This window comes from Nonomuraea sp. NPDC000554 (assembly GCF_040300065.1).
GTDB lineage: Bacteria > Actinomycetota > Actinomycetes > Streptosporangiales > Streptosporangiaceae > Nonomuraea.
Genome location: NZ_JBEPDC010000016.1, coordinates 219,353 through 244,291, shown reverse-complemented (window position 1 = coordinate 244,291; position 24,939 = coordinate 219,353). Strand labels below are relative to the sequence as shown.

Below are 24,939 nucleotides of genomic sequence, written 5' to 3'. Positions count from 1 at the left end.
CCGCCCGTCCGCACCTTCGGCTGCGCGCGGCACGTCAACGAGGCGGAGCGCGGACTCCACGAAGCTCAGCTCGTCTGCCGCAGCCACAAGTTGGCGTAGACGGTGGTCGCCGTGGCTTGGCTGTTTGCCTGGTACCAGCGGAACCGGAACGTACCGGCCGTGCTGGAGACTCTCAGCAGCCCCTTGGGCATGGCGACCGCCCTCACAGAGATGTTCACGACATGGGCGAAGCCGACGTTGGAGATGCCGAGCCCAGTGCGCTCCACGGGACCGACCGAGCTGCCGCCGGTAACGCCGTCCGACGTCCAGCCGGACGTGGCCCCGGACGGTCCGCTCCAGCCCATGTGGAGGTAGCCCGTCGACACGCCCGTGAAGATCAAGAACCCCTCGACGAGATTCATTCGATCCATCTCGCCGGCCAACGAGCCGCAGCCTCGATGTAAGAGATTCTAGACACGATGTCAAAGTCTTGCTACGTTCGCGATGTCAAGAATTCTGTACATCGAAGGGCTGGTCATGACACACGAAGAGAAACGTGCGTGGATCATGCTGGTCGTCTCCGTGGCCGCGTACGCCGCGTACGTGGTCATCGTCGTGAGCCGCGCGGGCGGAGGCCCCCTGCCCGAGGTGCCCTACGCTGCCACCCTGCTGTGGACCGTCGGCGCGGGCATCGTCGCGTCGATCGTGGCCGAGATCGGGATCGCCGTCCTGAACCCGAGGGCGTCCCGCGTCAAGGACGTGCGCGACAGGGAGATCGGGCGGCTCGGCGAGTACACGGGGCAGTCGTTCGTCATCATCGGCGCGGTCGCGGCGATGCTCATGGCGATGGCCGGGTGGGACCGGTTCTGGATCGCCAACGTGATCTACCTCTGCTTCGTCCTGTCGGCGGTCGTCGGCTCGGTCACGAAGATCGTCGCGTACCGCAGGAGCCTGCCGCAGTGGTGAAGCCGACGCGTGTCACGAACCGCATCCGTGCGCTGCGCTTCGCGCACGACGAGATGACGCAGGCCGAGCTCGCCGAGCGCATCGGCGTGACCCGGCAGACCGTCATCGCCATCGAGCAGGGACGGTACTCGCCGTCGCTGGAGATGGCCTTCCGGATCGCCCGGGTGTTCGGCGTTCCGCTCGACGACGTGTTCCAGTATCCCGACCCCTCCGGGGAGACGACATGAAGGCGATCGTTCAGGACGTGTACGGCTCGGCCGACGTGCTCGAGCTGCGGGACGTCGAGCAGCCCTCGGCCGGTGACGACGAGGTGCTCGTCCAGGTGCGTGCCGCCGGCGTGGATCCGGGCGTGTGGGTCCTCATGACCGGCCGGCCGTACCTCATGCGCGCCATGGGGTTCGGCCTGCGCAGGCCCAAGGTGGCGGTGCGCGGCCGTGACGTCGCCGGGGTGGTGGCGGCGGTCGGCGCCCGCGTGACCCGGTTCCGCCCCGGCGACGAGGTGTTCGGCACCTGCGAGAGCGGCTCGTTCGCCGAGTACACGACCGCGCCCCAGCAGCGCCTGGCGCCGAAGCCGGCCGGCCTGTCCTTCGAGCAGGCCGCGGCGGTGCCCGTCTCCGGGATGACGGCGCTGCAGGGCGTCCGCGACAGCGCCCGCGTGCGGCCAGGACAGCAGGTGATGGTCATCGGCGCGGCGGGCGGCGTGGGGTCGTTCGCCGTGCAGCTCGCCAGGGCGTCCGGCGCGAGCGTGACCGGCGTGTGCGGCGCGGCCAAGGCCGACCTGGTGCGCTCCCTCGGCGCCGACGACGTCATCGACTACACCCGTCACGAGATCGACCGCGACGGAGCGCGGTACGACGTCGTCATCGACACCGCCGGGAACCGCCCGCTGTCACTGCTCCGGCGGGCCATGACGGCGCGCGGGACTCTGGTGCTGGTCGGCAGCGGGCACGGCGGGGGTCCGCTGTTCGGCGGCTACGACCGTCAGCTCCGGGCGCCGCTGGTGTCGCCGTTCGTGAGCCAGCGGCTGCGCAGCCTGGCCGTCAGGGAGCGCGCCGAGGACCTCGCGGAACTGGGACGGCTCATCGAGTCCGGCGCCGTGACGCCGGTCCTCGACCGCACGTACGCCCTCACCGACGCGCCCGACGCGATCCGCCACCTCGCCGAGGGCCACGCGGCGGGAAAGATCGTCGTCACCGTGTGAAAGCGAGGGGGAGGTCGTCGCCACCGTGTGGGGGCGCCCCCACCGTGAGGGGCACGCGGTGGCGAAGCGCGCGAGCCGCGCCGTCCTACAGCCAGCCCATGCGCTGGGCCGTACGGATGGCTTCCAGCCGGTTCTGGGCGTTCAGCTTGGTCATCGCGCTCGACAGGTAGTTGCGGACCGTGCCCTCCGTGAGGTGGAGTTCGGCGGCGATCCTGGCCACCGTCGCGCCGTCGCCCGCCAGGCGCAGGGCGTCGCGTTCCCGCTCCGTGAGGGGGCTGTCGCCCGCCGCCATCGCCGCCGCCGCCAGTTCGGCGTCGAGGTAGCGGCCCCCCGCCTGCACCTTGCGGATCGCCATCGCCAGTTCCTCGGCGGAGGCGTCCTTGCCGAGGAAGCCGCTGACGCCGGCGGCCATCGCCCTGCGCAGGTAGCCGGGACGGCCGAGGCTCGTCAGGATGACGATCTTGCACTGGGAGCTGATCTGCTCGGCGGCGCTCAGCCCGTCCATGCCGGGCATCTCGATGTCGAGGACGGCGACGTCCGGGTGGTGCTCGGCCACCGCGGCGAGGACCTCGTCGCCCCTGCCGACCTGCGCCACCACCTCGATGCCCGCCTCCAGGTCGAGCAGGGCGGCGATCGCGCCGCGGATCAGGTGCTCGTCGTCGGCCAGCAGCACACGGGTCGTCATGCCGGCACCTCGGCCTTGAGCAGGTACGCCCCGTCAGGTGTCGGCGCGGCGGAGAGCGTGCCGCCCGCGGCGGTGACGCGCTGCGACAAACCGCCGAGCCCGTTCGGCGCGTGCTCGCCCACCGGACCTCCCACCCCGTCGTTGGACATCTCCAGCACTCCATCCTTGATCGTGATAGTGCAGTGTCCTGCCTTGCTGTGCTTGAGGACGTTGGTCGCGCCCTCGCGCACCACCGTGGCGAGCAGCGTGCGCGTCTCGGCGGGCAGCGAGCCGGTCTCGGCGCGGACGGTGCAGCGCACGTCCGCCGCTTCCAGTACCGCCCGCACGCTGGCGAGCACCTCGTCCAGGTCGAGCGCCCGGTAGTTCTGGACGACGGCGCGCACCTCCCGCAACGACTGCCTGGTCAGGTCGCGCACCTCGAACATCTCCGCCGCGGCCGCCGCCGGGTCGAGCCGCAGCGCGTTCTCGGCGACCGCCGTCCTGGCCGAGATGTCGGCCAGGCTGTGGCCGAGCAGGTCGTTCAGGTCGCGGGCGAAGCGCAGCCGCTCCTCCGAGACGGCCAGCCTGGCCTTGATCTCCTGCCCCTCGTGCGCCTCCTTGGTGACCCGCCAGAGCCACAGGTTGGCGTGCACGGCGCAGACGGCCATCGCCGTGAGCACGGCCTGGATCAGGATCACCGGCCAGGCGACGACGCCGGCCTCGGCGGTGATACGCAGGTTGACGCCCACGACCGACGCGATCGACAGCAGGGTGATCGTGCGCCTGCGGACGAACGGCGCCAGTATCGCCAGCCACACCGGCATCGGCCAGATGATCGGAAAGGCCGCCAGCACGACCGCGATCGCCCCGGAAACGGCCAGGATCGCGGTCGGCCGGGGCCCGTCCCTGACGGCGATCCTGAACGGCCGGGTGGACAGGGCCACGAAGACGAGCAGCAGCGCCGACGCCCCCACCAGCAGCGGCAGCGACAGCCCGGCCTGCCGGCGGAGGTACAGGTCGACGAACCCGATCAGCGGGATCAGGTGGATGATGTCGGTGGAGTAGACGATGAGCCAGCGGACCTTGTCGAGCCTCGAGGCGTGCCTCATGCCGGCACCGCCGCGCGCAGCAGGAACTCCCCGCCGGGGGTGGGCTGCGCGGAGAACGAGCCGCCCGCGGTGACCAGCCGTTCGGACAGGCCGCGCAGCCCGCTGCCGGAGCCGGTCGCCGGCTCGACGACGCCGTCGTTGCGCATCTCCAGCACCCCGCCGTCGATCGTGATCGCGCAGCACGTGGCGGCGCTGTGCTTGAGGACGTTGGTGGCGCCCTCGCGCACCACCCAGGCGAGCAGCGCGCGGGCGCTGGGCGACAGGTCCTCGGCCCTGGCGTCGATCAGGCACCGGGTGCCCGCGGCCTCCAGCGCGGCGCGCACGCCCGCGAGCTCCTGGTCCAGGTCGAGCTCCCGGTAGCCGTCGACGGCGAGCTGGACCTCGGCCAGCGACTCGCCGGCCAGGCGGCGCACCTCGGCCATCTCGGCCGCCGCCCTGCCCGCGTCCTTGGTGGCGAGCTTGGCGGCCAGCTCGCTCTTCAGCGTGATGACGGACAGGCTGTGGCCGAGCAGGTCGTGCAGGTCGCGGGCGAAGCGCAGCCGCTCCTCCGAGACGGCCAGCCTGGCCTTGGCCTCCTGGCCCTCATGAGCTTCCTTGATCGTCCGCCACAGCCAGCGCCACAGCCACATGGCCACGGGCAGCAGGACCGAGCTGATCGTCTGCGAGATCAGCACCAGCTGCCACGGCTGCCCGGTGATCACGGCGACGACGGTGGTGACAGCCCCCGCGGTCACGACGATCGCGAACACCGCCCACCACAGCGGCAGGAACAGGACGACGGTCGACAACCAGAGGGTGGCGACCATCTCCCACGTCCCGCTCGGGCTGACGGGCCCCGGCGGCAGCAGCGCGAGCGCGCCCGCCGCGAACAGCCCGCTGGCGACCAGCTTGACCGTGGGGCGCGGCCGGTTGTCGTAGGCCGCCCGGAGAACGAAGGGGACCAGCGCGGACGAGCCCAGCAGGCAGAGCACGGCGGCGACGGCGTGCGGGACGGAGATCCGCGCGGGAGGGATGAGGGCCGTGACCACCAGCAGGCTCATCACGACCGCCAACAGGCCGATCATGCCGTCCATCCAGTACAGCAGGATCTTCCGCGCGGTCTCGGGACGGGTAGCCAATCACCCTCCCCTCGCCGGCAAAGACCCTGTTGTACGAAAATCCTATAAGTCAATCGGCGGTACGCCACAGAAGACGTTCGACGGCGGGCGGCGGAGCGGGGCCGCGCAGCGACAGCCAGGCGAGTTCGTGACGGTCCGCGTAGGCGACCAGCTCCCGGGCGGCGGACTCACTCAGATCGGACGGTCTCGCCAGCACGGCGGTGAGCGCGAGCCGCTTCCACGCCTCGTCGTCCGTCAGCCCCAGCGCGTGCCCCACCTCGCTCCTCGCGGCCCGCACCGCCTCGCCCAGCCGGTGCAGCCGCCCGGCGGGCGCGCTCCGCGGCTCGATCGGGGCGAGCAGGTTGACGGTGGCCAGGTCCGCGCCGGCCTCACGGGTCAGGCGCAGCATGGCGATGTCGCCGCCCGACAGCCCGGACGGACGCAGCCGCAGCGTGAAGCCCACCCGCAGCCGCCGCTCCCGCTGCAGGACGTGGATCGCCCGCGCCCGGCGCAGCACGGTGGCGGTGTCGGCGCTGTCGCGGACCTCGATCTCCAGGTAGGACGCGTGGAACGTGTCGGCCACCTTCCGGTAGGCGGTGACCAGGGCGCCCGGCCTGGTGCAGGTGGCGGCCGGCTCCCGACCGGCGGGACCGCCGAGGACCGGGCCCACGTCGCCGCCCATGTCGCGCAGCAACTCGATCCCGTCGGCCGTCGAGCCGGGCTTGGCCCAGACTGGCGAGCAGCCGTCGCCTCCCGCGACCAGGTGGCCGAGGGCGTACCAGCGCACGCCCGTGCGGCGCGAGTCGGCGGGCAGGTCGAAGCCGGGGGCGCGGGCGGTGTCGATGAAGCCGACGAACCCCGAGGGGCCGTCGGGCACCACCTGCTGGACGGCGGGGACGGGAGGTCGCACCACCGGCGACGGCGACGGGGGCCGCTCCTGGGTGACACGCGCGGGCAGCAGCGAGATCGCCATCACGGTCGCCCCCGCCAGCGTCAGCGTGGCAAGGAACGAGACAGGAGGCGGGAGCGTGCCTGGCTCCCTCTTCCGGCGCGACATGGGACACCCTCCGTGTTACTCCGGCTACAGAGAGCGCTGGATGGTGAACGTTAGCAAGCGTTCGCGGTGTCGCGGGGGCATTCTCCGGATGACGTCCGTTGTGTGCGGATAATGTGGGCATGAAGTTGCGGATCTTCACCGAGCCCCAGCAGGGATACGCGTACGACGACCTGCTCAGAGCCGCCCAGACCGCGGAGCGGCTGGGCTTCGACGCGTTCTTCCGGTCCGACCATTACCAGCGCATCGGCCCCGGCGACCCGGGGGTGGGCTCGACCGACGCGTGGATCACGCTGGCCGGGCTGGCCAGGGAGACGTCCACCATCAGGCTGGGGACACTGGTGAGCCCCGCCACCTTCCGGCTGCCCGGCCCGCTGGCGATCAGCGTCGCGCAGGTGGACCAGATGAGCGGCGGGCGGGTCGAGCTGGGGCTGGGCACCGGCTGGTTCGACGGCGAGCACGCCGCGTACGGCATCCCGTTCCCGCCGGCCAGGGAGCGCTTCGGCCGGTTCGAGGAGCAGCTCGAGATCGTCAAGGGGCTCTGGACGTCCGAGAAGCCCTACGCGTTCGAGGGGAGCTACTACCGGCTCGTCGACTCGCCCGCGCTGCCCAAGCCGGTGCAGCGGCCGCACCCGCCGATCATCATCGGCGGCTTCGGCGCCAAGCGCACCCCGCGCCTGGCGGCCACCTACGCCGACGAGTACAACGTGCCGTTCCGGACGCCCGCCGAGACCGGCGCGGCCTTCGGCCGGATGCGGGAGGCGTGCGAGGAGACGGGCCGCACGCTCGTGCTGTCGGTGGCGCAGACCGTGTGCGTCGGACGCGACCAGGCCGAGCTCGACCGGCGGGCCGCCGCGATCGGCCAGGACGTGGCGTCCCTGAGGGAGGGCGGGCTGGCGGGGACCCCTGCCGAGGTTCTGGAGAAGATCGGCGAGTTCGCGAAGCTGGGCGCCGAGCGCCTCTACCTGCAGGTGCTGGACCTGTCGGACCTGGAGCACGTGGAGCTGATCGCGGCCGAGGTCCTGCCGCACGTGTGACCCGCCGCGGGGAGCGCCCTCCGCGCTCTCCGCGACCGGCTGACGGGTGATCGGCATAACGGTTGGCGCGGGTTTGGCTGGTTACGTCATGCTGGGAACGTGCTGTTGACGATCTCGACCACCGCCAGGCCCGCCACCGACCTGGGCTTCCTCCTGCACAAGCATCCCGACCGGGTGCAGGAGTTCGGCCAGTCGTTCGGCACGGCCACGGTGTTCTACCCGGAGGCTGGCGAGGACCGCTGCACGGCGGCGCTGCTGCTGGACGTCGACCCGATCGCGCTGGTCAGGTCGCGCGGCAAGGGCTCGCCCGACTTCAGCCTGTCGCAGTACGTCAACGACCGTCCCTACGCGGCCTCGTCACTGCTGGCCGTCGCCCTGGCGGACGTCTTCCGCACCGCGCGGGCGGGACGGTGCAAGGCCCGGCCCGAGCTGCCCGGCACCGCGCTGCCGCTGGAGATCCGGCTGCCCGCGCTGCCCTGCCGCGGCGGGCCCGACCTGGCGCGGCGGCTGTTCGAGCCGCTGGGGTGGGAGGTGTCGGCGCAGACCGTCCCGCTCGACGAGGGGTTCCCCGAGTGGGGCGATTCCCGCTACGTCCGGCTCGCGCTGAGCGGGACCGTCCGGCTGGCCGACGCGCTCAACCACCTGTACGTGCTGCTGCCCGTCCTCGACGACGGCAAGCACTACTGGATCGCCCCCGACGAGGTCGACAAGCTGATCAGGGCGGGGGAGGGGTGGCTCGCCGAGCACCCCGAGCGCGGCCTGATCGCGCGCCGCTACCTCGGCCGCCGCCGTGCGCTCGCCCGCACCGCGCTCTCCAGGCTGGCGGAGCTGGGGGACGAGACCGAGGAGCACCTGGAGCCCGCCCTCGCCGAGGAACCGGCCCCCGGCGAAACCGCCGCGGACGAAGCCCTGGCGGCCGAGTCGCAGGACACCACGTCCACAGCCGCCGAAGCCGGCCCGCAGGAGGTCACCCCCACCGAAGCCGACCCGCAGGAGGCCACCCCTGCCGACGCCGAGATGGGCGGTGCCGCGGCTGTGGCGGAGGCGGCGGGTGGCGCGTCCGAGGGGGTGGTGCCGAAGGCGCTCAACGTGCGCCGGCGGGAGGCCGTGCTGCGGACGCTGGAGGAGCTCGGCGCGACGAGCGTGATCGACCTGGGCTGCGGCCAGGGCGAGCTGGTCGGCGCCCTGCTGGCCAGGCCGAGGTTCGCCAGGGTCGCCGGCGCGGACGTCTCGGCGATGGCCCTCACCATCGCCGCCCGCAAGCTCAAACTCGACCGGATGCCCGACAGCAAGCGCGCCAGGCTCACCCTGTTCCAGGGCGCGCTCACCTACACCGACAAGCGGTTCGCCGGCTACGACGCCGCCGTCCTGATGGAGGTGATCGAGCACGTGGACCCGCCGCGCCTGGCCGCGCTGGAGCGGGTCGTGTTCGGGCACGCCAGGCCGGCCCACGTCGTGGTCACCACGCCGAACGTCGAGTACAACGTCCGCTACGAGTTCCTGACCGGCCTGCGCCACCCCGACCACCGCTTTGAGTGGACCCGCGCCGAGTTCGCCGCCTGGACGTCGCGGGTGGCCGAGCGGTACGGCTACCGCGTCGCCGTCAAGCCCGTGGGCGAGGACGACCCCGAGGTCGGCCCGCCCACCCAGATGGGAGTGTTCACCCGTGATTAGCGTGCCCGAGCTGTCCCTGGTGGTGCTTGTCGGCGTCTCGGGCAGCGGGAAGTCGACGTTCGCCGCCAGGCACTTCAAGCCGTCGCAGGTGATCTCGTCCGACTTCTGCCGCGGGCTGGTCGCCGACGACGAGAACGACCAGTCGGCCACGCCCGCCGCGTTCGACCTGCTGCACCACATCGTCGGCGTGCGGCTGGCCAGGGGCCTGTTCACGGTCGTGGACGCGACGAACGTCCAGTACCCCGCCCGCAAGAGCCTGATCGACCTGGCCAGGAAGCATGACGTGATGGCCGACGCGATCGTCCTCGACGCTCCCGAGGAGGTCGCGATCGAGCGGAACGCCGCCCGTCCCGACCGCGACTTCGGGCCGGGGGTGGTGATCCGCCAGCGCAAGGACCTGCGGCGCTCGCTGGGGAAGATCTCCCGCGACGGGTTCAGGAAGGTCCACGTGCTGCGCGGCCTGGACGAGATCGAGAACGCCACCGTCACCTACGAGAAGTCGTGGAGCGACAAGCGCGAGCTGACCGGCCCGTTCGACGTCATCGGCGACGTCCACGGCTGCCGCTCCGAGCTGGTGTCGCTGCTGGAGCGGCTCGGCTGGGAGGTCACCGCCACCGGCGCGCGGCATCCGGAGGGCCGCACCGCCGTGTTCGTCGGCGACCTGGTCGACCGCGGCCCCGACACGCCGGGCGTGCTGCGCCTGGTCATGGGCATGGTGGAGGCGGGCACGGCGATCTGCGTCGCCGGAAACCACGAGCAGAAGCTGGTCAGGGCGCTCAACGGGCGCAAGGTCACGGTCGCGCACGGCCTGCGGGAGTCGCTGGACCAGCTCGCGGCCGAGCCGCCCGAGTTCACCGAGCGGGCCCGCGCGTTCATGGACGGCCTGCTCAGCCACTACCGCCTCGACGGCGGCGGGCTCGTCGTCGCGCACGCCGGGCTCAAGGAGGCCTACCACGGCCGCGCCTCCGGCAGGGTGCGCGCGTTCGCCCTGTACGGCGACACGACCGGCGAGACCGACGAGTACGGCCTGCCGGTCCGCTACCCGTGGGCGGAGGAGTACCGGGGTCGCGCGATGGTCGTCTACGGGCACACGCCGACGGTCGCGCCCGAGTGGGTCAACAACACGATCTGCCTCGACACGGGCTGCGTCTTCGGCGGCGAGCTGACCGCGCTGCGCTACCCCGAGCGGGAGCTGGTCTCGGTCCCGGCCGAGAAGGTCTGGTACGAGCCGGCCAAGCCGCTCGCCGGGTCCGTCCGCGACCCGGCCATGCTGGACATCAACGACGTCCAGGGCACCCGGCACGTCGAGACCCGTTTCGGGGCGCGCGTCAAGGTGATGGAGGAGAACGCCGCCGCCGCGCTGGAGGTCATGAGCAGGTTCGCGGTGGACCCCCGCTGGCTGGTCTACCTGCCGCCGACCATGGCGCCGCCGGAGACGTCGTCCCTCGACGGCTACCTGGAGCACCCGGACGAGGCGTTCGAGGAGTTCGCCGCCCACGGGGTGGCCGAGGTCGTGTGCGAGGAGAAGCACATGGGCTCGCGGGCCGTTGCCGTCCTCGCCAGGACGCCCGAGGTGGCGGCGGCGCGGTTCGGCGTCACCGACGGCAGCGCGGGCGCGGTCTACACCCGCACCGGCCGCCCGTTCTTCGACGACGTGACGCCGCTGGTGGATGGGCTGCGCACGGCCTGCGAGCCGCTGTGGGACGCGCTCGGCTCCGACTGGGTGGTGCTCGACTGCGAGCTGCTGCCCTGGTCGGCGAAGGCGGGTGAGCTGATCAGGAGCCAGTACGCCAGTGTCGGCGCCGCCGCGCGGGCGGCGCTGCCGGACGCTGTCGCCGCGCTTGAGGCGGCGGCCGGGCGAGGGCTGGATGTGGGCACGATGCTCACCCGCGCCCGGCGCCGCACCGAGAACGCTGCCCTGTTCCGCGACGCGTATGCGCGTTACTGCTGGCCGGTCGACGGCCTGGACGGGATTCGGCTCGCGCCGTTCCAGATCCTGGCCTGCGAAGGACGGGCCACGGCCCTGGAGCCGCACGCCTGGCACCTGTCGACGCTGGCCCTGCTCGACTCGCCCCTCATCGCGCAGACCAGGCACGTGTTCGTCTCCCTGGACTCGCCGCGGTCGCGCGCCGAGGCGGTGGCCTGGTGGGACTCGCTCACGGCCGCCGGAGGGGAGGGCATGGTCGTCAAGCCCGCCGTCCACACGCCGGGCCGGGTCCAGCCGGGCGTCAAGGTCCGCGGCAGGGAGTACCTGCGCATCATCTACGGCCCGGACTACACCGAGTCGCTGGACGTGCTGCGCAGGCGCTTCCTCGGCAAGAAGCGCTCCCTGGCGCTGCGCGAGTACGCGCTGGGGCTGGAAGCGCTGTCCCGGCTGGCCGACGGCGAGGCGGGCTGGCGCGTCCACGAGCCGGTGTTCGCCGTCCTGGCGCTGGAGTCGGAGCCCGTGGACCCGCGCCTGTAGCAGCCGAAGTTCGCCAAGCGCGCCTACCGCGGGGGACCCGGGGTACTTCCCGAGCCAGGGAGGGGGCCCGGATGGCTACTCAACACCACCAGGAGAACCTCGGGCACGTCGTCTTCATCACGGCAGCGGCCGCCATCGGCGGGTTCCTGTTCGGCTACGACAGTTCCGTGATCAACGGCGCGGTGACCGGAATCCAGCGGTACTTCCACGTCGGCCCCGTCGAGATCGGTGTGGTGGTGGCCATCGCGCTGCTCGGCTCCGCGGTCGGCGCGTGGGTGGGAGGCGGGCTGGCCGACCGCTGGGGACGTACCAGGACGATGCAGGCGGCGGCCGTGCTGTTCGCCGTCAGCTCGATCGGGCAGATGCTGCCGTTCGCCCTCTGGGACCTGGCCTTCTGGCGGGTCCTGGCCGGCATCGCGATCGGCATGGCCTCGGTGCTCGGCCCGACCTACATCGCGGAGGTCGCGCCGCCCGCCTACCGGGGCAGGCTCGGGTCGTTCCAGCAGCTCGCGATCGTGCTCGGCATCGCCGCGTCGCAGCTGGTCAACTACGTCCTGGTGCGGCTGGCCCGGGGGGACGTCAACAACGTGGTGTGGGTGGTGCAGGCCTGGCAGTGGATGCTCGGCGCCTGCGTCGTGCCCGCGCTGCTCTACCTGCTGTTCGCCTCGGCCATCCCCGAGTCGCCCAGGTATCTGATCGCGTCCGGACGTCTCGCCGAGGCCCGCGGGGTCCTGGCCGAGGTCGAGGGCGCGGACGTCGACCTGGACGCCAGGGTGGCCGAGATCCATCACGTGCTGAGGACCGAGCGCGTCCCGACGATGAAGGATCTGCGGGGGCCGGCCTTCGGGCTGCTGCCGATCGTCTGGGTCGGCATCACCCTGTCGGTCTTCCAGCAGTTCGTCGGCATCAACGTGATCTTCTACTACTCGTCGGTGCTCTGGCAGTCGGTCGGCGTCACCCAGAGCACCTCGCTGCTGATCAGCTTCTCCAGCTCGGTCATCAACATCATCGGCACCTTCATCGCGATCTCGCTGGTCGACCGGATCGGCCGCAGGCCGCTGCTGCTCATCGGGTCCGCCGGGATGGCGATCTCGCTGGGCACCGCGGCCTGGGCGTTCAGCGCCGCCCGGCGGGTGCTGGGCGTCGTGAGCCTGCCGGAACCGCAGGGGCTGATCGCGCTGGTCGCCGCCAACGTGTTCGTGCTGTTCTTCGCCATGTCCTGGGGCGTGGTCGTCTGGGTGCTGCTGGGCGAGATGTTCCCGAACCGGATCCGTGCCGCCGCCCTGGGCGTCGCCGCGGCCGCCCAGTGGGTCGCCAACTGGGCGATCACCGTGTCGTTCCCCGCCCTGGCGGCGTGGAACCTGCCGTTCACGTACGCCATGTACGCGTTCTTCGCCGTGCTGTCGTTCGTCTTCGTCGCCAGGCGGGTCAGGGAGACCAAGGGCCGCCCGCTGGAGGACATGGGCTAGCTGACGCTGCGTCGTCACGCTGTAGGCGAACCAGGGGGACGCGGGCGCAGGCCGTTGAGGGCGGTCTCCACCACGGTGTCGGCGAACGCGGCCGTGAGCGGGCCCTCCCGGTGCAGCCAGCGGCCGCGCAGCGTCCCCCAGATCAGGTCGATGGCCACGTCGAGGTCCACGTCGGGGGAGAGCTGGCCGGCGCGCTGGGCGCTGCGGAGCCGGCGCTTCTTGAGTTCCTTCACGGGCTCGTCGAGCCGTTCGGCGAAGTCGGCGGCGAGGGCCGGGTCGAGGAGCGTCTCGACGGCGAGCGCGCGCATCGGCTCGCTGTAGCGGGGGTCGTTCAGCTCGGTGACGGTGGCGCGGAGCACCGTCTTCAGGTCGGCTTCGAGGTCGCCGGTGTCGGGCAGCTCGGCGGCCTGTTCGTCGTCCCCTTCCGTGCCGTCCCCTTGGGAGAGCATCAGCAGCGCGTCGAACAGGACCGCGCCCTTGGACGGCCACCAGCGGTAGATCGTCTGCTTGCCCGCCCCCGCCCTGGCGGCGATGCCCTCGATGCTCAGCCGGGCGTATCCGACCTCTCCGGCGAGGTCCAGCGCGGCGGTGAGGATGGCCCGGCGGGTGGCCTGGCTGCGCCGGGCGGCGTCGGGGGCTCTGCGCTGCGTCGTCATGGGGCCAGCATACGACAGAGGTGAGACGAGACGGACCGTCTTGCAATCTCGTTGGAGGTGTGCGTAGAGTGTGGCGAGCCGAGACGGTCCGTCTCGGTTCGTCCGAGCAAAGGAGTAACCCCCATGACCACCGCACCGACCGGCCGAGTTTGGTTCATCACCGGAGCGAGCCGGGGCCTGGGCCGCGCCTTCACCGAAGCCGCGCTCGGCGCCGGCGACCGCGTGGTCGCCGTGGCCCGCACCCTCACCTCCCTGGAGCCGCTCGCCGCGGAGCACGGCGACCGCCTGCTCACCCTGCCCCTCGACGTCACCGACCGCGCGGCCGTCCACGCCACCGTCGAGGAGGCGGTACGGCACTTCGGCCGCCTGGACGTCGTCGTCAACAACGCCGGCTTCCTCGCCATGGGCATGATCGAGGAGTTCACCGAGGCCCAGGCGCGCGCCCAGATGGAGACCAACTTCTTCGGCGCCCTCTGGGTCAGCCAGGCGGTGCTGCCCCACCTGCGCGCCCAGCGATCCGGGCACCTGGTGCAGATCTCCAGCATCGGCGCGCTCGGCGGGTTCCCCCTGACCGGGATGTACAGCGCCAGCAAGTTCGCCCTCGAAGGGATGAGCGAGGCCCTGGCCGCCGAGGCCGCGGCCTTCGGCGTCAAGCTCACCATCGTCGAGCCCGGCGGGTACTGGACCGACCTGTACACCACCGGGCTGACCACCACCGACCCACTCGACGCCTACGCGCCGCTCCGGGCCGACCTGGAGAAGCGCTTCGCCGAGGGGTCCGTGGACAGCATGCCGCACCTGGCCGCGGAGGCGGTCATGAAGCTCGTGGACAGCCCCGAGCCGCCGCTGCGGCTGCTGCTCGGCAGCCTCGTGTACGACCTGGCCTTCGACGTCTCGCGGCAGCGGATGGAGACCTGGGCGGCGTGGGAGGAGACCAGCCGGGCCGCCGAGCAGGCCACCGAGGCGCCCGAGGGGTACGGCTCGTGAGGGCCCGCGCCCCGGTCAGTCCTCGGCGAGGACGACCACCAGGTCGCGAGGGGTGAACGTCACCGGGTCGGACTTGCCGGGATTGAGCACCACCCCGTACGCCGGAGGCGAGCCGGCCTCCGCCTGGAGGCGGTAGCCGATGGCGGTCTCGCCGCGCAGCCTCGCGGAGTGGATCACGGTCGCGAAGCTGACCTCCAAGCCCGGATGGACGTAGTCCGTCGCCGGCTTGAGGTAGATCTCGGACCCTTCGGGGTCGAACAGGCACCGGAACACCTGCCCGAGGTGCGGGTTCTCCGAGAGCTGGGTCATCAGGAGGCTGATCAGCTTGTCGCTGACGACGAAGTCGTCGGCCTTGGTGATCTGCGCCAGCCGGCGGTTGCGGTCGTCGTTCATCTCGCTGACGATCGCGTACCGCTCGCCGGACCGGGACGCCATGTCGCGCAGGTGCAGCAGCGTCACCAGCGTGCGCGAGTCGGCGTGCTGGGGGTCGAGGGCATTGTCGGCCAGGACGATGATGTGGTCGAACGTGCCCACGCCGAGCGACTCCAAGGTGATCCTGTCGGTGGTCTCGCACTCCTTGACGTTCACGGCCAGGTTGCGCAGGCCCACCTTCAGCCGGTCGAGGTGCTCGCCGTCCTCGACGGAGGCGGCGGCCACGTGCACGGCCGAGTTCGGCGACACGTAGTGGTCCAGTTGCCCGACGATCTTCGTGGCGCGGTTGTTCCAGCCGAGGATGAGGGTCCGCTCCGGAGGCGTCGCACGCCGGGCGGGGCGGGTGATCGCGGCCTCCATGACGGGCGGGAAGCTCCGCACGAGCCTGATGGACGAGTCGTCCTCCGCGACCACGATCACGTGGTCGCCCTGCGCGATCTCGGTGTTCATCGGCGGGTTCAGCACCACGGACCCGTCGCCGCGCCGCAGGCCGATGAGCGACGCGGTCTCGTACGCCATCAGCGCCTCGCCGTAGGGGAAGCCGATCAACTTGCGCTCCGGGCGCATGTAGATCTCGTCGCCGCCGAAGTCCAGCAGGTCCGTGCAGACCACGGACAGGCCCGACTGGCGGCAGGACTGCACGACGAGCCGGGAGGCGATGTCGTCCGTGTCGACCACCTGCGCGTAGCTGCCTCCGGCCAGCTCGGCCGCCACCAGGTTGGTCGAGTCGACGACGGAGGCGATGATGGGCGGCCGGCGACGGCGCCAGGTCCGGTTGTTCAGGCCCAGCAGCGTCTTGATGACGTGCGCGTCCGGGTCGTCGTCGGGCGGCGACAGCACGATGATCGAGCGCGCGGTGTCGAGGCTCATGAGGTCGAGGTCGGTCGGCTCGGTCGGGCTGCCGGTGCGGCAGACGATCCGGGTCTTGCCGGTGCCGCCCAGCCGCGCGCGCAGCTCCTCCTCCATCTCCAGCTTGTCCTTGTCGCCGAGGATCGCGACGCAGGACTGCGCCTCGCTCGCGTTGGCCTCGACCAGCTCAGGGATGATCGTGAAGATCTGGTCGGACCAGCCGATGATCGCCGTGTGCCCCGTCTCCACGATCATCGACCGGCCCTTGCGCAGGTCCTGCAGCTTGTTGTCCAGGCCGGTGGTGAGCACACCGACGAGCGAGCTGACGATCAGCAGCCCGCCGATGGTGACGGCGAACCCGAGGATCGTGAAGAGCGGGCTGCCCGCCTCGTTGTCGCCCGCGACGGTGCCGGCGTCCATCGCGCGCATGAGGCTGCCCCACAACGCCTCGCCCCACGTCTTGTCCCCCGGCAGGTCGTCGTGCGCGAGGGTGAAGATGAGCACGCCGAAGACCACGACCAGCACGGCGGACAGCAGCGCGAGCCAGCCGATCAGTGCCGGCGTGCCTTTCGCCATGGTGTTGTCGAACCAGTAACGCAGACGTGCTCGCCGCGTGGCCATGATCTTCCTGCCTCCGTGGATCACTGCATGGGGACGGGCGGCTCCGCCCTCACCCCCATGACGGGCAGAACGCCGTTGGCGTGCCGATCCCTGGGCGGTTCCGTCCGCGAAAGCAGTGGTAGCCGAGTCACCAAAGGGAGCAATGGGGCACGCGGACGCTAACAATAGCGACGATCGCCCCTGTACCCCGGCGAAACCGGGGAAAGTGCCCTCTCTGGGGGAGTTGCTCGGCCTCTGGCGTTACCTCCGGCCGCTGCTCACCGCGTGGTACTGCAGGTCCTGCACGGAGAACTCCTGCTTGACCTCCCACGGCGAGGAGACCGTGACGGACCCCACCGACGCCTTGTTCACCCCGTACGCCAGGGGGAACAGCTGCGCCTGGACTCCGGCCTTGGCAGCGTAGCTCTGCGAGGCGCCGCCGATGGTCGCCTTCACCGTCGCGTCCCGGGTGAGGAAGGAGAGCACCTCGACCTTGTCGCGCGGGGTGCTGGTGGCCGAGCGCGGGGCCATGAACCTGGTCTGCGTCCCCAAGCTCGGCCGGGTGGCGACCTTCTGCGTGCGGTGCGTCAGATAGAGCGTGTCGCGGGTGATCGCCGGCGCCTTGCCGGTCTTCAACCAGGTCAGGTAGTAGGACGAGATGTCCAGGTAGGCGTGGCCGTTGTGCACCGACGGGACGAACTGGGTCCCCTCGGAGAAGTCGTTCCAGGTGGCCAGCTGGATCCAGTCCGCGCCGCCGGAGATGGACTTCGCCCAGGTGAGGCGGAGGTTCTCGGTGTTGTTCGCCTCGTCGTAGATGCTCTGGTTGGGACGCTCGTCCTGGACCGAGACCGGCTGCATCCAGATCTTGTTCAGGCTGTGCGCCTTGGCGATGTTGGACTCGATACCGCTCTGCTGCGCCGGGCTGCGGTTGCCCCAGTTCGAGAAGCCGTAGCTGATCGGCGCGAAGGCCGAGGCGTTGGCGGAGAAGTTCAGGAACACCGGAACCAGGGCGACCGTGATGCCGTACTTGTCCTTCATGATCTTGATGAAGCTCTGCCACCACGCGACCGGCTTGTTCTCCGCCTTGAACGGCGAGATCACCAGCCGCTTGTCGGGCAGGCGGTAGACGGACCTGGAGGCGGCGAGCTCGGCCATCGAGGCGGCCAGCGTGGCGGCGTCGGCCGACAGCGAGGTCATGTCCGGCATCGGCACGATCCTGAAGCCGGGGTCCACCGCCTCCGCGGCCTTGACCAGCACCTTGAGCCGGTCCCAGTTGGCGCTGTTGAGCGACAGCACGTCCACGGTGAAGCCGTCGAGGCCGGCCGCGACGGCGGTCCGCACCTCCGTCTTCATGTCCGCGAGCTGCCAGTCGCCGCTCAGCACGCCCCGCGGCAGCGGGCGGTCTCTCAGCAGGCCGCCGTACGCCGCGTGCTTGCCGCCCTCGCCCGCCGGGTTGAGGTAGTTCTTCGTGTAGTAGTCGTCGGCGCCGGCCTTGTTGTTCAGCGAGACGGGATACGGCGTGAAGTAGTGCGCGAAGACCTTGCGCGACGACGCGCGCAGCGTCGAGGTCGAGGGCAGGTCGAAGGGCAGCGGGCCGGGTGCGGCCGTCTGCGTGTCGTAGCCGACCGTCAGCGTCGGCCCCTCGCCGGCCGTGGCGCGCGAGGAGTGCAGCACGCCCTGGGCGCCCTTCGCGGACGTGATCGCGAAGGAGTACGTGCCGTTGCCGGCGAAGGCGCTCGAGACGTCCAGCTTCACCGTCTCGCCGCTGGTCAGGCCCGTGCGGGTGGCCAGCGGTGAGCCGGTCGCGGGGCGGTTGTCCCAGGTGAGCGCGGCCGCGGTCCAGGTTCCGGTCACGGGCCGGACCTCGATGGTGGTGTCGGTGGTCCTGGCGGGCCGCAGGTTCAGCGTCATCGTGACGTTGGCGGCGTTGGCGGGGAGGTCCTTCACCGTGAAGCGGACGTACGCGAGGCGCTCGGACCCCGCCGCGCCGTCGCACGTGGCCGCGCAGGCGGACAGCCAGGTCTGGGTGTCGTGCGGCTTCGCCGGACTGGCCTGGCTGGCGTAGGTGTCGTCGGTCGCCTCGATGGTGACCGGGCTGGCGGCGGCGGTGTCGCGGACGGTCGCGACGGCGGGGGTGGTCGGCGCGATCGCCCCGCCCGCTCCTACCAGGGTGATCATCGCCAGCGTCATCGCGCGTAAGCGAGTTCGCACAGTGCCTCCAAAGGCAGGTCTATGAAAACAGGGATATTTCCTGACATGTCGCCAGAACGGCGATGATCATAGACAACACCTGCCACAGAGATCCCAGGAATCGCGTTAATGGTGGTCTGTGCGGGGTACAGGCGAGCGCTCCCACCTCGGGCGTGAAGCGCTGGGCGTGTTTCGGCTCGGGGCGAGCTGCCGGGAACGGCCCGCACCAGGGCCAGGCGACCCGATCGCGCAGGCCGCGCCGCCGCGCCTCGCGGAAACAGGGGGGCGGTGGGCGGCGCAGGCACCAGCGGCCCCGGCTCCGACGGGTGCCCGATCACCACGGTTGGCAGGCCGAGGGCGGCCGTCTCGGCCACCCGCGGGTCGGCGAAGCGGAGGTCCAGCGCCGCCTCGGTGCCGGGAACGCGTCGGCAACCCGGCGCTCGGCTCACCAGTGCCGGGAGGCCGCCAGTTCCTGCGCGGGATCGGTGACCACCTGGAGCGTCAGCGCGTACGAGACCGCCCCGGCAGTGGAGGGATCAGGTGCGGCGGTGGTGCGAGTGGCGGTGGATGAACCCGAAGATCATGGCGACGATCCACACCCCGAACAGCACCTTGAAGATCCCGAACCCGCCGAAGATCAGCCCGAGGATCAGGAACACGAACAGGATCGGCAGGAACGGGCCGGGCCCGCGCCGGTGCCGCCACGGGTGACCCGCGTGGGCCCACGCGCGCCGCGCCTGCCTGTGCGCGTGGCGCATCGACTGCATCTGCTGCCGCTGCGCCCGCATCGACTCACGGAAGGCGTCCATGTCGAAGCCCTGCGGCGGGCCCTGCTGGGGGTACGCCTCGTGATACCCGGCCGCGGGGTAGCCGCGCCCCTGCATGGGCAGGTCCCCGGTCACCTGGGCGAGGTCGCGGGCCGTACGGGCGGCCAGCGCCTGGTCCAGGCGCTGGTCCAGCTCCTCGTGGGTCAGGCGTCCCTGCGCGAAGTGCTCGCGCAGGTCGGCCATCGTCTGCTCCCGTTCGGCGTCGCCGATGCGGAGATCGTTGGGGTCCATGGCTGGTTCCTCGCTCTCCCCGAACCGGCCATCCGGTGCGGAGCCGGTCATACGGTCACTCCTCGCCCGGGTCGCCGTCGGCCAGGATCTGGTACAGCTTGCGCCGGGTCTCAACAAGAGTCTTACGCGCTTCGCGGATTTGTGCGTCGCTCCCGGTCTGCAGAATCTGCATCATCGCGAACGCCGACTGCCGGCCGATGTCCCAGAGGTCCGCGGTGTTGTCGTCGATGTCGGGACGCATCTCGTCCCAGGGGGCGCGCACCTCGTCCGCGTGCGCGTCGATGTAGGCGCGGCCCTCGTCGGTGAGATGGAAGGACTTGCGCCCGTCGGTCTCCTCCGAGATGACCAGGCCCTCGTCGGTGAGTTGCTGGAGCGCCGGGTAGACGGCTCCGGGGCTGGGCTTCCAGCCGCCCTCGCTGCGCTCGGCGATCTCCTGGATGATCTGGTAGCCGTTGCGCGGCTGCTCGGACAGCAGCGCCAGGATCGCGGCGCGGACGTCGCCCCGCTTGGCCTTGCGGCCCCTGCCGCCCCAGCCGCGGCCTCCGCCGAACGGCCCGCCACCCCAGGGCCCGCGGCCGAAGTCGAACGGGCCCGGCCCTCTGCGGCCGCGCTGCCTGCCCTCGTGCGGGCCGCCGCGGTGGTCGTGGTGACGATGGTGGTGGCCGGCCTGCTCCCAGGCTTCGGCCACGGTGCGGAACGCCTCGCGGGCGGCTCGCTTGATCTCGCGCGGGTCGGGCCACTGCCCTCCTGCTGCTTGTGCGGAAGTCATGATGGACTCCTTCTTCTAAGACTGTTCTCGATGCTTCAAAGATATATCGATAGTATGTCGTTGGCAAGGTAAAGGAGAGAGTGAGCCAGATCACGAAAAAGTTGCGGAATCCGGGAACAGGATCGGGGAGGGGCTCGTTATCTAGAGCAGACGAGGTCGTTTCGCGTCGGCAGGGCTGGGGGGTGCTGTCGCCGCGGAGACGACCTCGTCTGCGTTTCCCGCCAAATTCCCCGCGGTCAGGCCTCCGGGGGGCGGCCCCAGGTTCCGAGGGTTCGGGACGCCTGGCGGCTCCGGACGGCGGCCGCAGGCTCCCGGGGCGTTCGGGACGGCTGCCTCGGGCGCTCGGACAACTCCCGCCGCACAATCCGGGACCTTCGCCGGTGCGGCCCGCTGGGGCGCCGCCACCGTGCTGCCGGCGGGCAGCGTGCTGCGGCTCGCAGAATTCCTCCTCGAGTCGAGCCCCGCCACCGACGCCGCCACCGACGCCGCCACCGCCACCACCGCCGACCGGGTCGCCTGCTGGGTCACCGCCCCACGCAGGTCGGCCTGTCGGCCGCGGCGAAGGCCCTGACGTCGGCCCGACCGGTGTCCAGGGCCTTCGCCTTCGCCAAGCTCCGCGTGGCAGACAGGGGTCAGGCGATCGTGAAGGCGCGCGAGGCGGGGCCCGGCGGATAGGCAGGCGAGAGGCAGGGCGATCGTGAGGCGTGAGGGGCGGGTGAAGGCCGGGCGATCGTGAGGGGCGGGCGAAGGGCTGGGCGATCGTGAAGGAGGCAGGAGCGGCCGGAGTCCTGGGGGCGTAAAGGGGGGTGGGAGTCGGCGCGCAGGGCGGCGCTTTGCCGTACAGTCCGGATCATGATGGGGCACACGCACGCGATGACGGGGGCCATCGCCTGGCTGGGGCTGGCGCCGGGGCTCGCCGCCTTACCGTTGATCACCGAGTCGAGCCGTTTCATGGAGACCGGCATCATGGTCAACGCGCTCACCCCGGCCGAGTTCATCGCCGGGGCGCTCGTCTGCGCGGGTGCGGCCATGCTGCCCGACCTCGACCATCCGAGCGCGACGATCGCGCACACCTTCGGTCCCGTCACCTGGGCGCTGAGCAAGGCGGTGGCCTGGGTGAGCGGCGGGCACAGGGGCGCCACCCACTCGCTGGTGTTCGCCGCCGCCATGGGGTTCGGCGCGCACTGGCTGGCCAACACCTATCCCATCGGACGCGACATCATGGTCGTCCTGCTCATCGGGCTGGCGTTACGCGCGATCGGCATCGGCATCCCGGGCAACAAGCTGGGCTCGGCGGCGATCAACATCGGGCTGACCGCCGGGCTCTACGCGGTGTTCCTCTCGCTTTCGGTGGGTTACGCCTGGTTAGGGTTGGCCGTGGCGGTCGGCTGCCTGATCCACGTGGTGGGCGACTGCATGACCGAGCGGGGCTGCCCCGTGCTCTGGCCGCTGTCGGTCAAGTTCGTGCTGCCGTGGAAGATCGGCATCAAGACCGGCAAGAAGTTCGAGCAGAAGATCCTGGCCCCCGTGCTCTCCGTCGCCATCGTCGGGCTGCTGTTCTGGCGGCTGGTCCCCGGTTAACTTGATGTCGAGATACTTGGCGGGATATCTTGACGTCGAGACATCCGCTGCAACCTGCGGGGTAAGGGTCACCTAACGTACGGTGCGGTCCCGAGGTGCGGCAGGATTCAACTGAGAATTGTCTATCGAGGAGGCGAATCACCGTGTCCGCGAACAGCTTCGGCAGCCGTGACACGCTACGCGTCGGCGACGCGTCATATGAGATCTTCCGGCTGGATGCCGTCGAGGGCGCAGCTCGCCTCCCGTACAGCCTGAAGATCCTGCTGGAGAACCTCCTCCGTACCGAGGACGGCGCCAACATCACCGCCGACCACATCCGGGCCCTGGGTGAGTGGGACCCGAAGGCGGCGCCGAGCGTGGAGATCCAGTTCACCCCCGCCCGCGTGATCATGCAGGACTTCACCGGTGTCCCGTGCGTGGTCGACCTGGCCACGATGCGCGAGGCCGTCCGCGACCTGGGCGGCGACCCTGCGCGCATCAACCCGCTGGCCCCCGCCGAGATGGTCATCGACCACTCGGTCATCGTCGACTACTTCGGCCACCCCGACGCCTTCCAGCGCAACGTCGAGCGCGAGTACGAGCGCAACCGCGAGCGCTACCAGTTCCTGCGCTGGGGCCAGACCGCCTTCGACGAGTTCAAGGTCGTCCCGCCCGGCACCGGCATCGTCCACCAGGTGAACATCGAGCACCTGGCCCGCGTCGTGATGGTCCGCGACGGCAAGGCCTACCCCGACACCTGCGTCGGCACCGACTCCCACACCACCATGGAGAACGGCATCGGCGTGCTCGGCTGGGGCGTCGGAGGCATCGAGGCCGAGGCCGCGATGCTCGGCCAGCCGATCTCCATGCTGATCCCGCGCGTGGTCGGCTTCAAGTTGAGCGGCAAGCTGCCCGCCGGGGCCACCGCCACCGACCTGGTGCTGACCATCACCGAGATCCTGCGCAAGCACGGCGTGGTCGGCAAGTTCGTCGAGTTCTTCGGTGAGGGCGTCACCTCCGTGCCGCTGGCCGACCGGGCCACGATCGGCAACATGAGCCCCGAGTTCGGCTCCACCTGCGCCATCTTCCCGATCGACGGCCAGACCGTCGACTACCTGCGCCTGACGGGCCGCTCCGAGGAGCAGATCGCGCTCGTCGAGGCGTACGCCAAGGCCCAGGGCCTCTGGCTCGACCCGTCCGCGCCCGAGCCGGTCTTCTCCGAGTACATCGAGCTCGACCTCGGCACCGTGGTCCCGTCCATCGCCGGGCCGAAGCGCCCGCAGGACCGCATCGCGCTGTCGGCGGCCAAGGACACCTGGCGCCGCGACGTGCGCGTCTACGTCTCCGAGGACGACGGCGTCGACGAGGCCAGCGAGGAGAGTTTCCCGGCCTCCGACGCGCCCGCCTCCAACGCCAGGGCCAACGGCGACCGTCCGCACAAGCCGGTGCCGGTCACCCTGGCCGACGGCACGTCCTTCGAGATCGACCACGGCATCGTCTCGATCGCCGCGATCACCTCGTGCACCAACACCTCCAACCCGTACGTCATGCTCGGCGCGGCCCTGCTGGCGCGCAACGCGGTGGAGAAGGGCCTGACCCGCAAGCCGTGGGTGAAGACGTCGCTGGCCCCCGGCTCGCAGGTCGTCACCGGGTACTTCGAGCGCTCCGGCCTCCAGCCGTACCTCGACAAGATCGGCTTCAACCTCGTCGGTTACGGCTGCACCACCTGCATCGGCAACTCCGGGCCGCTGCCCGCCGAGATCTCCGAGGCCGTGCAGGCCAACGACCTCGCGGTCACCGCCGTGCTGTCCGGCAACCGCAACTTCGAGGGCCGGATCAATCCCGACGTCAAGATGAACTACCTGGCGTCCCCGCCGCTCGTGGTGGCGTACGCGCTCGCCGGCACCATGGACCTCGACCTCGACACCGAGCCGCTCGGCGTGGGCGCCGACGGTCAGCCGGTGTTCCTGCGTGACATCTGGCCGTCGCCCGAGGAGGTCGCGGCCGTGGTCAACTCCTCGATCGGGCGCGACATGTTCGAGCGTGACTACGCCGACGTGTTCAAGGGCGACGACCACTGGCGGTCGCTGCCGATCCCGACGGGCGACACCTTCGAGTGGGACCCGGCCTCCACCTACGTCCGCAAGGCCCCGTACTTCGACGGCATGCCGTCGACGCCGGAGCCCGTGTCCGACATCTCCGGCGCCCGCGTGCTGGTCAAGGTCGGCGACTCCGTCACCACCGACCACATCTCGCCCGCCGGGTCCATCAAGGTCGGCACGCCCGCCGCGCAGTACCTGCAGGCCAACGGCGTCGAGGTGAAGGACTTCAACTCGTACGGCTCGCGCCGCGGCAACCACGAGGTGATGATCCGGGGCACGTTCGCCAACATCCGCCTGCGCAACCAGATCGCGCCGGGCACCGAGGGCGGCTACACCCGCGACTTCACCCAGCCCGACGCGCCCGTGTCGTTCATCTACGACGCCTCGGTCAACTACGCCGCGGCGGGCACGCCGCTGGTGGTGCTGGCGGGCAAGGAGTACGGCTCCGGCTCGTCGCGTGACTGGGCGGCCAAGGGCACGGCGCTGCTCGGCGTCCGCGCCGCCATCGCCGAGTCGTACGAGCGCATCCACCGCTCGAACCTGATCGGCATGGGCGTGCTGCCGCTGCAGTTCCCCGACGGGGCCACGGCCGAGTCGCTGGGGCTGACCGGCGAGGAGACGTTCGACATCACCGGGGTCGAAGAGCTCAACAAGGGCGTGATCCCGCAGACGGTGCACGTCAAGGCCGGTGACGTGGAGTTCGACGCGGTCGTCCGCATCGACACGCCCGGCGAGGCCGACTACTACCGGCACGGCGGCATCATGCAGTACGTTCTTCGTTCGCTGCTCGCCAAGAGCTGAGGCCACAGCTTCCCGCGCCGCCGCCAGGCCATCAGCCGCGCGGCGGCGGCGGGGGCCCGGTCGCGTACGCGGCCGGGAGGGCGCGATCCTCACGCGCCGACATCGGGGGACCACCCGAACCACCAGAGAGCCGTCCGGCGGGACATCCACCGCCGGGCGGCTCTCTGCTCTTGACAACCACCTATTTGTTAGTAAGCCTTCCTAACAACTGAACTCCCAGC

At 71.0% G+C, this 24,939-nt stretch carries 20 protein-coding genes; 10 read left to right on the top strand and 10 right to left on the bottom strand.

The genetic code is table 11. From position 1 onward, the window contains the following. Positions 1-65 precede the first annotated feature (65 nt). A complete protein-coding gene (locus tag ABT294_RS28960; protein ID WP_350809442.1) occupies positions 66-401 on the bottom strand; it encodes a hypothetical protein in 336 nt (111 codons plus the stop codon). A gap of 115 nt (positions 402-516) precedes the next feature. Here ABT294_RS28960 and ABT294_RS28955 point away from each other — a divergent pair, with 115 nt between their 5' ends. The 3 genes from ABT294_RS28955 to ABT294_RS28945 are packed head-to-tail and all read left to right on the top strand — an operon-like array spanning position 517 to position 2,146. Continuing rightward, positions 517-945, top strand: a complete 429-nt coding sequence (locus ABT294_RS28955; protein WP_350809441.1) for a hypothetical protein — start codon at positions 517-519, stop codon at positions 943-945. Then, positions 939-1,172 carry a helix-turn-helix transcriptional regulator gene (locus ABT294_RS28950; protein ID WP_350809440.1) on the top strand — a complete coding sequence of 78 codons (234 nt, stop codon included), beginning with the start codon at positions 939-941 and terminating at the stop codon, positions 1,170-1,172. The genes ABT294_RS28955 and ABT294_RS28950 overlap by 7 nt, the downstream gene beginning before the upstream one ends. Beyond that, a complete protein-coding gene (locus tag ABT294_RS28945) occupies positions 1,169-2,146 on the top strand; it encodes an NAD(P)-dependent alcohol dehydrogenase (RefSeq protein ID WP_350809439.1) in 978 nt (325 codons plus the stop codon). The genes ABT294_RS28950 and ABT294_RS28945 overlap by 4 nt, the downstream gene beginning before the upstream one ends. An 85-nt stretch (positions 2,147-2,231) precedes the next feature. Here ABT294_RS28945 and ABT294_RS28940 read toward each other — a convergent pair whose 3' ends face one another. Genes ABT294_RS28940 through ABT294_RS28925 form a run of 4 tightly spaced genes read right to left on the bottom strand, consistent with a single transcriptional unit; the run spans position 2,232 to position 6,073 of the window. Next, positions 2,232-2,831, bottom strand: coding sequence for a response regulator transcription factor (locus tag ABT294_RS28940; RefSeq protein ID WP_350809438.1), 600 nt, complete (start codon positions 2,829-2,831; stop codon positions 2,232-2,234). Beyond that, on the bottom strand, positions 2,828-3,919 hold the full coding sequence (locus ABT294_RS28935) for a sensor histidine kinase (RefSeq protein ID WP_350809437.1): 1,092 nt from the start codon (positions 3,917-3,919) through the stop codon (positions 2,828-2,830). Before ABT294_RS28935 ends, ABT294_RS28940 begins: the two co-directional genes overlap by 4 nt. Then, the gene (locus ABT294_RS28930; RefSeq protein ID WP_350809436.1) at positions 3,916-5,037 is read right to left on the bottom strand and encodes a sensor histidine kinase; all 1,122 of its coding nucleotides are present in this window, start codon (positions 5,035-5,037) and stop codon (positions 3,916-3,918) included. The genes ABT294_RS28935 and ABT294_RS28930 overlap by 4 nt, the downstream gene beginning before the upstream one ends. A gap of 49 nt (positions 5,038-5,086) precedes the next feature. Beyond that, positions 5,087-6,073, bottom strand: coding sequence for a glycoside hydrolase family 18 protein (locus tag ABT294_RS28925; RefSeq protein WP_350809435.1), 987 nt, complete (start codon positions 6,071-6,073; stop codon positions 5,087-5,089). Positions 6,074-6,192: 119 nt separating this feature from the next. Between ABT294_RS28925 and ABT294_RS28920 the strand changes: the two genes are divergently transcribed. The 4 genes from ABT294_RS28920 (at position 6,193) to ABT294_RS28905 (ending at position 12,714) form a co-directional block, all read left to right on the top strand. Then, positions 6,193-7,107 (top strand): LLM class F420-dependent oxidoreductase, encoded by a 915-nt coding sequence (locus ABT294_RS28920; RefSeq protein WP_350809434.1) that lies wholly within the window; start codon positions 6,193-6,195, stop codon positions 7,105-7,107. 99 nt (positions 7,108-7,206) lie between these two features. Then, positions 7,207-8,781: a 3' terminal RNA ribose 2'-O-methyltransferase Hen1 gene (locus ABT294_RS28915; RefSeq protein ID WP_350809433.1), complete on the top strand. Its 1,575-nt coding sequence runs from the start codon at positions 7,207-7,209 to the stop codon at positions 8,779-8,781. After that, a complete protein-coding gene (locus tag ABT294_RS28910) occupies positions 8,774-11,245 on the top strand; it encodes a polynucleotide kinase-phosphatase (RefSeq protein ID WP_350809432.1) in 2,472 nt (823 codons plus the stop codon). The genes ABT294_RS28915 and ABT294_RS28910 overlap by 8 nt, the downstream gene beginning before the upstream one ends. 71 nt (positions 11,246-11,316) lie before the next feature. Next, the gene (locus ABT294_RS28905; protein ID WP_350809431.1) at positions 11,317-12,714 is read left to right on the top strand and encodes a sugar porter family MFS transporter; all 1,398 of its coding nucleotides are present in this window, start codon (positions 11,317-11,319) and stop codon (positions 12,712-12,714) included. A gap of 14 nt (positions 12,715-12,728) precedes the next feature. Here ABT294_RS28905 and ABT294_RS28900 read toward each other — a convergent pair whose 3' ends face one another. Next, positions 12,729-13,370, bottom strand: coding sequence for a TetR/AcrR family transcriptional regulator (locus ABT294_RS28900; RefSeq protein WP_350809430.1), 642 nt, complete (start codon positions 13,368-13,370; stop codon positions 12,729-12,731). Between the two features lie 123 nt (positions 13,371-13,493). Here ABT294_RS28900 and ABT294_RS28895 point away from each other — a divergent pair, with 123 nt between their 5' ends. After that, on the top strand, positions 13,494-14,357 hold the full coding sequence (locus ABT294_RS28895; protein ID WP_350809429.1) for an SDR family oxidoreductase: 864 nt from the start codon (positions 13,494-13,496) through the stop codon (positions 14,355-14,357). Positions 14,358-14,372: 15 nt separating this feature from the next. Here the strand turns inward: ABT294_RS28895 and ABT294_RS28890 are convergent, their stop codons facing one another. The 4 genes from ABT294_RS28890 to ABT294_RS28875 form a co-directional block, all read right to left on the bottom strand. Then, positions 14,373-16,259, bottom strand: coding sequence for a CASTOR/POLLUX-related putative ion channel (locus ABT294_RS28890; protein WP_350809428.1), 1,887 nt, complete (start codon positions 16,257-16,259; stop codon positions 14,373-14,375). 240 nt (positions 16,260-16,499) lie between these two features. Further along, positions 16,500-18,449 carry a glycoside hydrolase family 71 protein gene (locus ABT294_RS28885; RefSeq protein WP_350809427.1) on the bottom strand — a complete coding sequence of 650 codons (1,950 nt, stop codon included), beginning with the start codon at positions 18,447-18,449 and terminating at the stop codon, positions 16,500-16,502. A 515-nt stretch (positions 18,450-18,964) separates the two neighbouring features. Beyond that, positions 18,965-19,486: a DUF1707 SHOCT-like domain-containing protein gene (locus tag ABT294_RS28880; protein ID WP_350809426.1), complete on the bottom strand. Its 522-nt coding sequence runs from the start codon at positions 19,484-19,486 to the stop codon at positions 18,965-18,967. Between the two features lie 55 nt (positions 19,487-19,541). Beyond that, positions 19,542-20,255 carry a PadR family transcriptional regulator gene (locus tag ABT294_RS28875; protein WP_350809425.1) on the bottom strand — a complete coding sequence of 238 codons (714 nt, stop codon included), beginning with the start codon at positions 20,253-20,255 and terminating at the stop codon, positions 19,542-19,544. A gap of 852 nt (positions 20,256-21,107) precedes the next feature. Between ABT294_RS28875 and ABT294_RS28870 the strand changes: the two genes are divergently transcribed. Then, on the top strand, positions 21,108-21,836 hold the full coding sequence (locus tag ABT294_RS28870) for a metal-dependent hydrolase (RefSeq protein ID WP_350809424.1): 729 nt from the start codon (positions 21,108-21,110) through the stop codon (positions 21,834-21,836). Positions 21,837-21,979: 143 nt separating this feature from the next. Beyond that, a complete protein-coding gene (gene acnA, locus ABT294_RS28865) occupies positions 21,980-24,718 on the top strand; it encodes an aconitate hydratase AcnA (protein WP_350809423.1) in 2,739 nt (912 codons plus the stop codon). The last annotated feature ends 221 nt before the right edge of the window (positions 24,719-24,939 follow it).

Excerpts from the sequence above, each read along its gene's own strand:
- ABT294_RS28900 (WP_350809430.1), bottom strand. The coding sequence starts at position 13,370 with ATGACGACGCAGCGCAGAGCCCCCGACGCCGCCCGGCGCAGCCAGGCC.
- ABT294_RS28920 (WP_350809434.1), top strand. The coding sequence starts at position 6,193 with ATGAAGTTGCGGATCTTCACCGAGCCCCAGCAGGGATACGCGTACGAC.
- ABT294_RS28940 (WP_350809438.1), bottom strand. The coding sequence starts at position 2,831 with ATGACGACCCGTGTGCTGCTGGCCGACGACGAGCACCTGATCCGCGGC.
- ABT294_RS28880 (WP_350809426.1), bottom strand. The coding sequence starts at position 19,486 with ATGGACCCCAACGATCTCCGCATCGGCGACGCCGAACGGGAGCAGACG.
- ABT294_RS28895 (WP_350809429.1), top strand. The coding sequence starts at position 13,494 with ATGACCACCGCACCGACCGGCCGAGTTTGGTTCATCACCGGAGCGAGC.
- ABT294_RS28870 (WP_350809424.1), top strand. The coding sequence starts at position 21,108 with ATGATGGGGCACACGCACGCGATGACGGGGGCCATCGCCTGGCTGGGG.
- ABT294_RS28960 (WP_350809442.1), bottom strand. The coding sequence starts at position 401 with ATGAATCTCGTCGAGGGGTTCTTGATCTTCACGGGCGTGTCGACGGGC.
- ABT294_RS28945 (WP_350809439.1), top strand. The coding sequence starts at position 1,169 with ATGAAGGCGATCGTTCAGGACGTGTACGGCTCGGCCGACGTGCTCGAG.
- ABT294_RS28955 (WP_350809441.1), top strand. The coding sequence starts at position 517 with ATGACACACGAAGAGAAACGTGCGTGGATCATGCTGGTCGTCTCCGTG.
- ABT294_RS28925 (WP_350809435.1), bottom strand. The coding sequence starts at position 6,073 with ATGTCGCGCCGGAAGAGGGAGCCAGGCACGCTCCCGCCTCCTGTCTCG.
- ABT294_RS28905 (WP_350809431.1), top strand. The coding sequence starts at position 11,317 with ATGGCTACTCAACACCACCAGGAGAACCTCGGGCACGTCGTCTTCATC.
- ABT294_RS28890 (WP_350809428.1), bottom strand. The coding sequence starts at position 16,259 with ATGGCCACGCGGCGAGCACGTCTGCGTTACTGGTTCGACAACACCATG.
- ABT294_RS28875 (WP_350809425.1), bottom strand. The coding sequence starts at position 20,255 with ATGACTTCCGCACAAGCAGCAGGAGGGCAGTGGCCCGACCCGCGCGAG.
- ABT294_RS28935 (WP_350809437.1), bottom strand. The coding sequence starts at position 3,919 with ATGAGGCACGCCTCGAGGCTCGACAAGGTCCGCTGGCTCATCGTCTAC.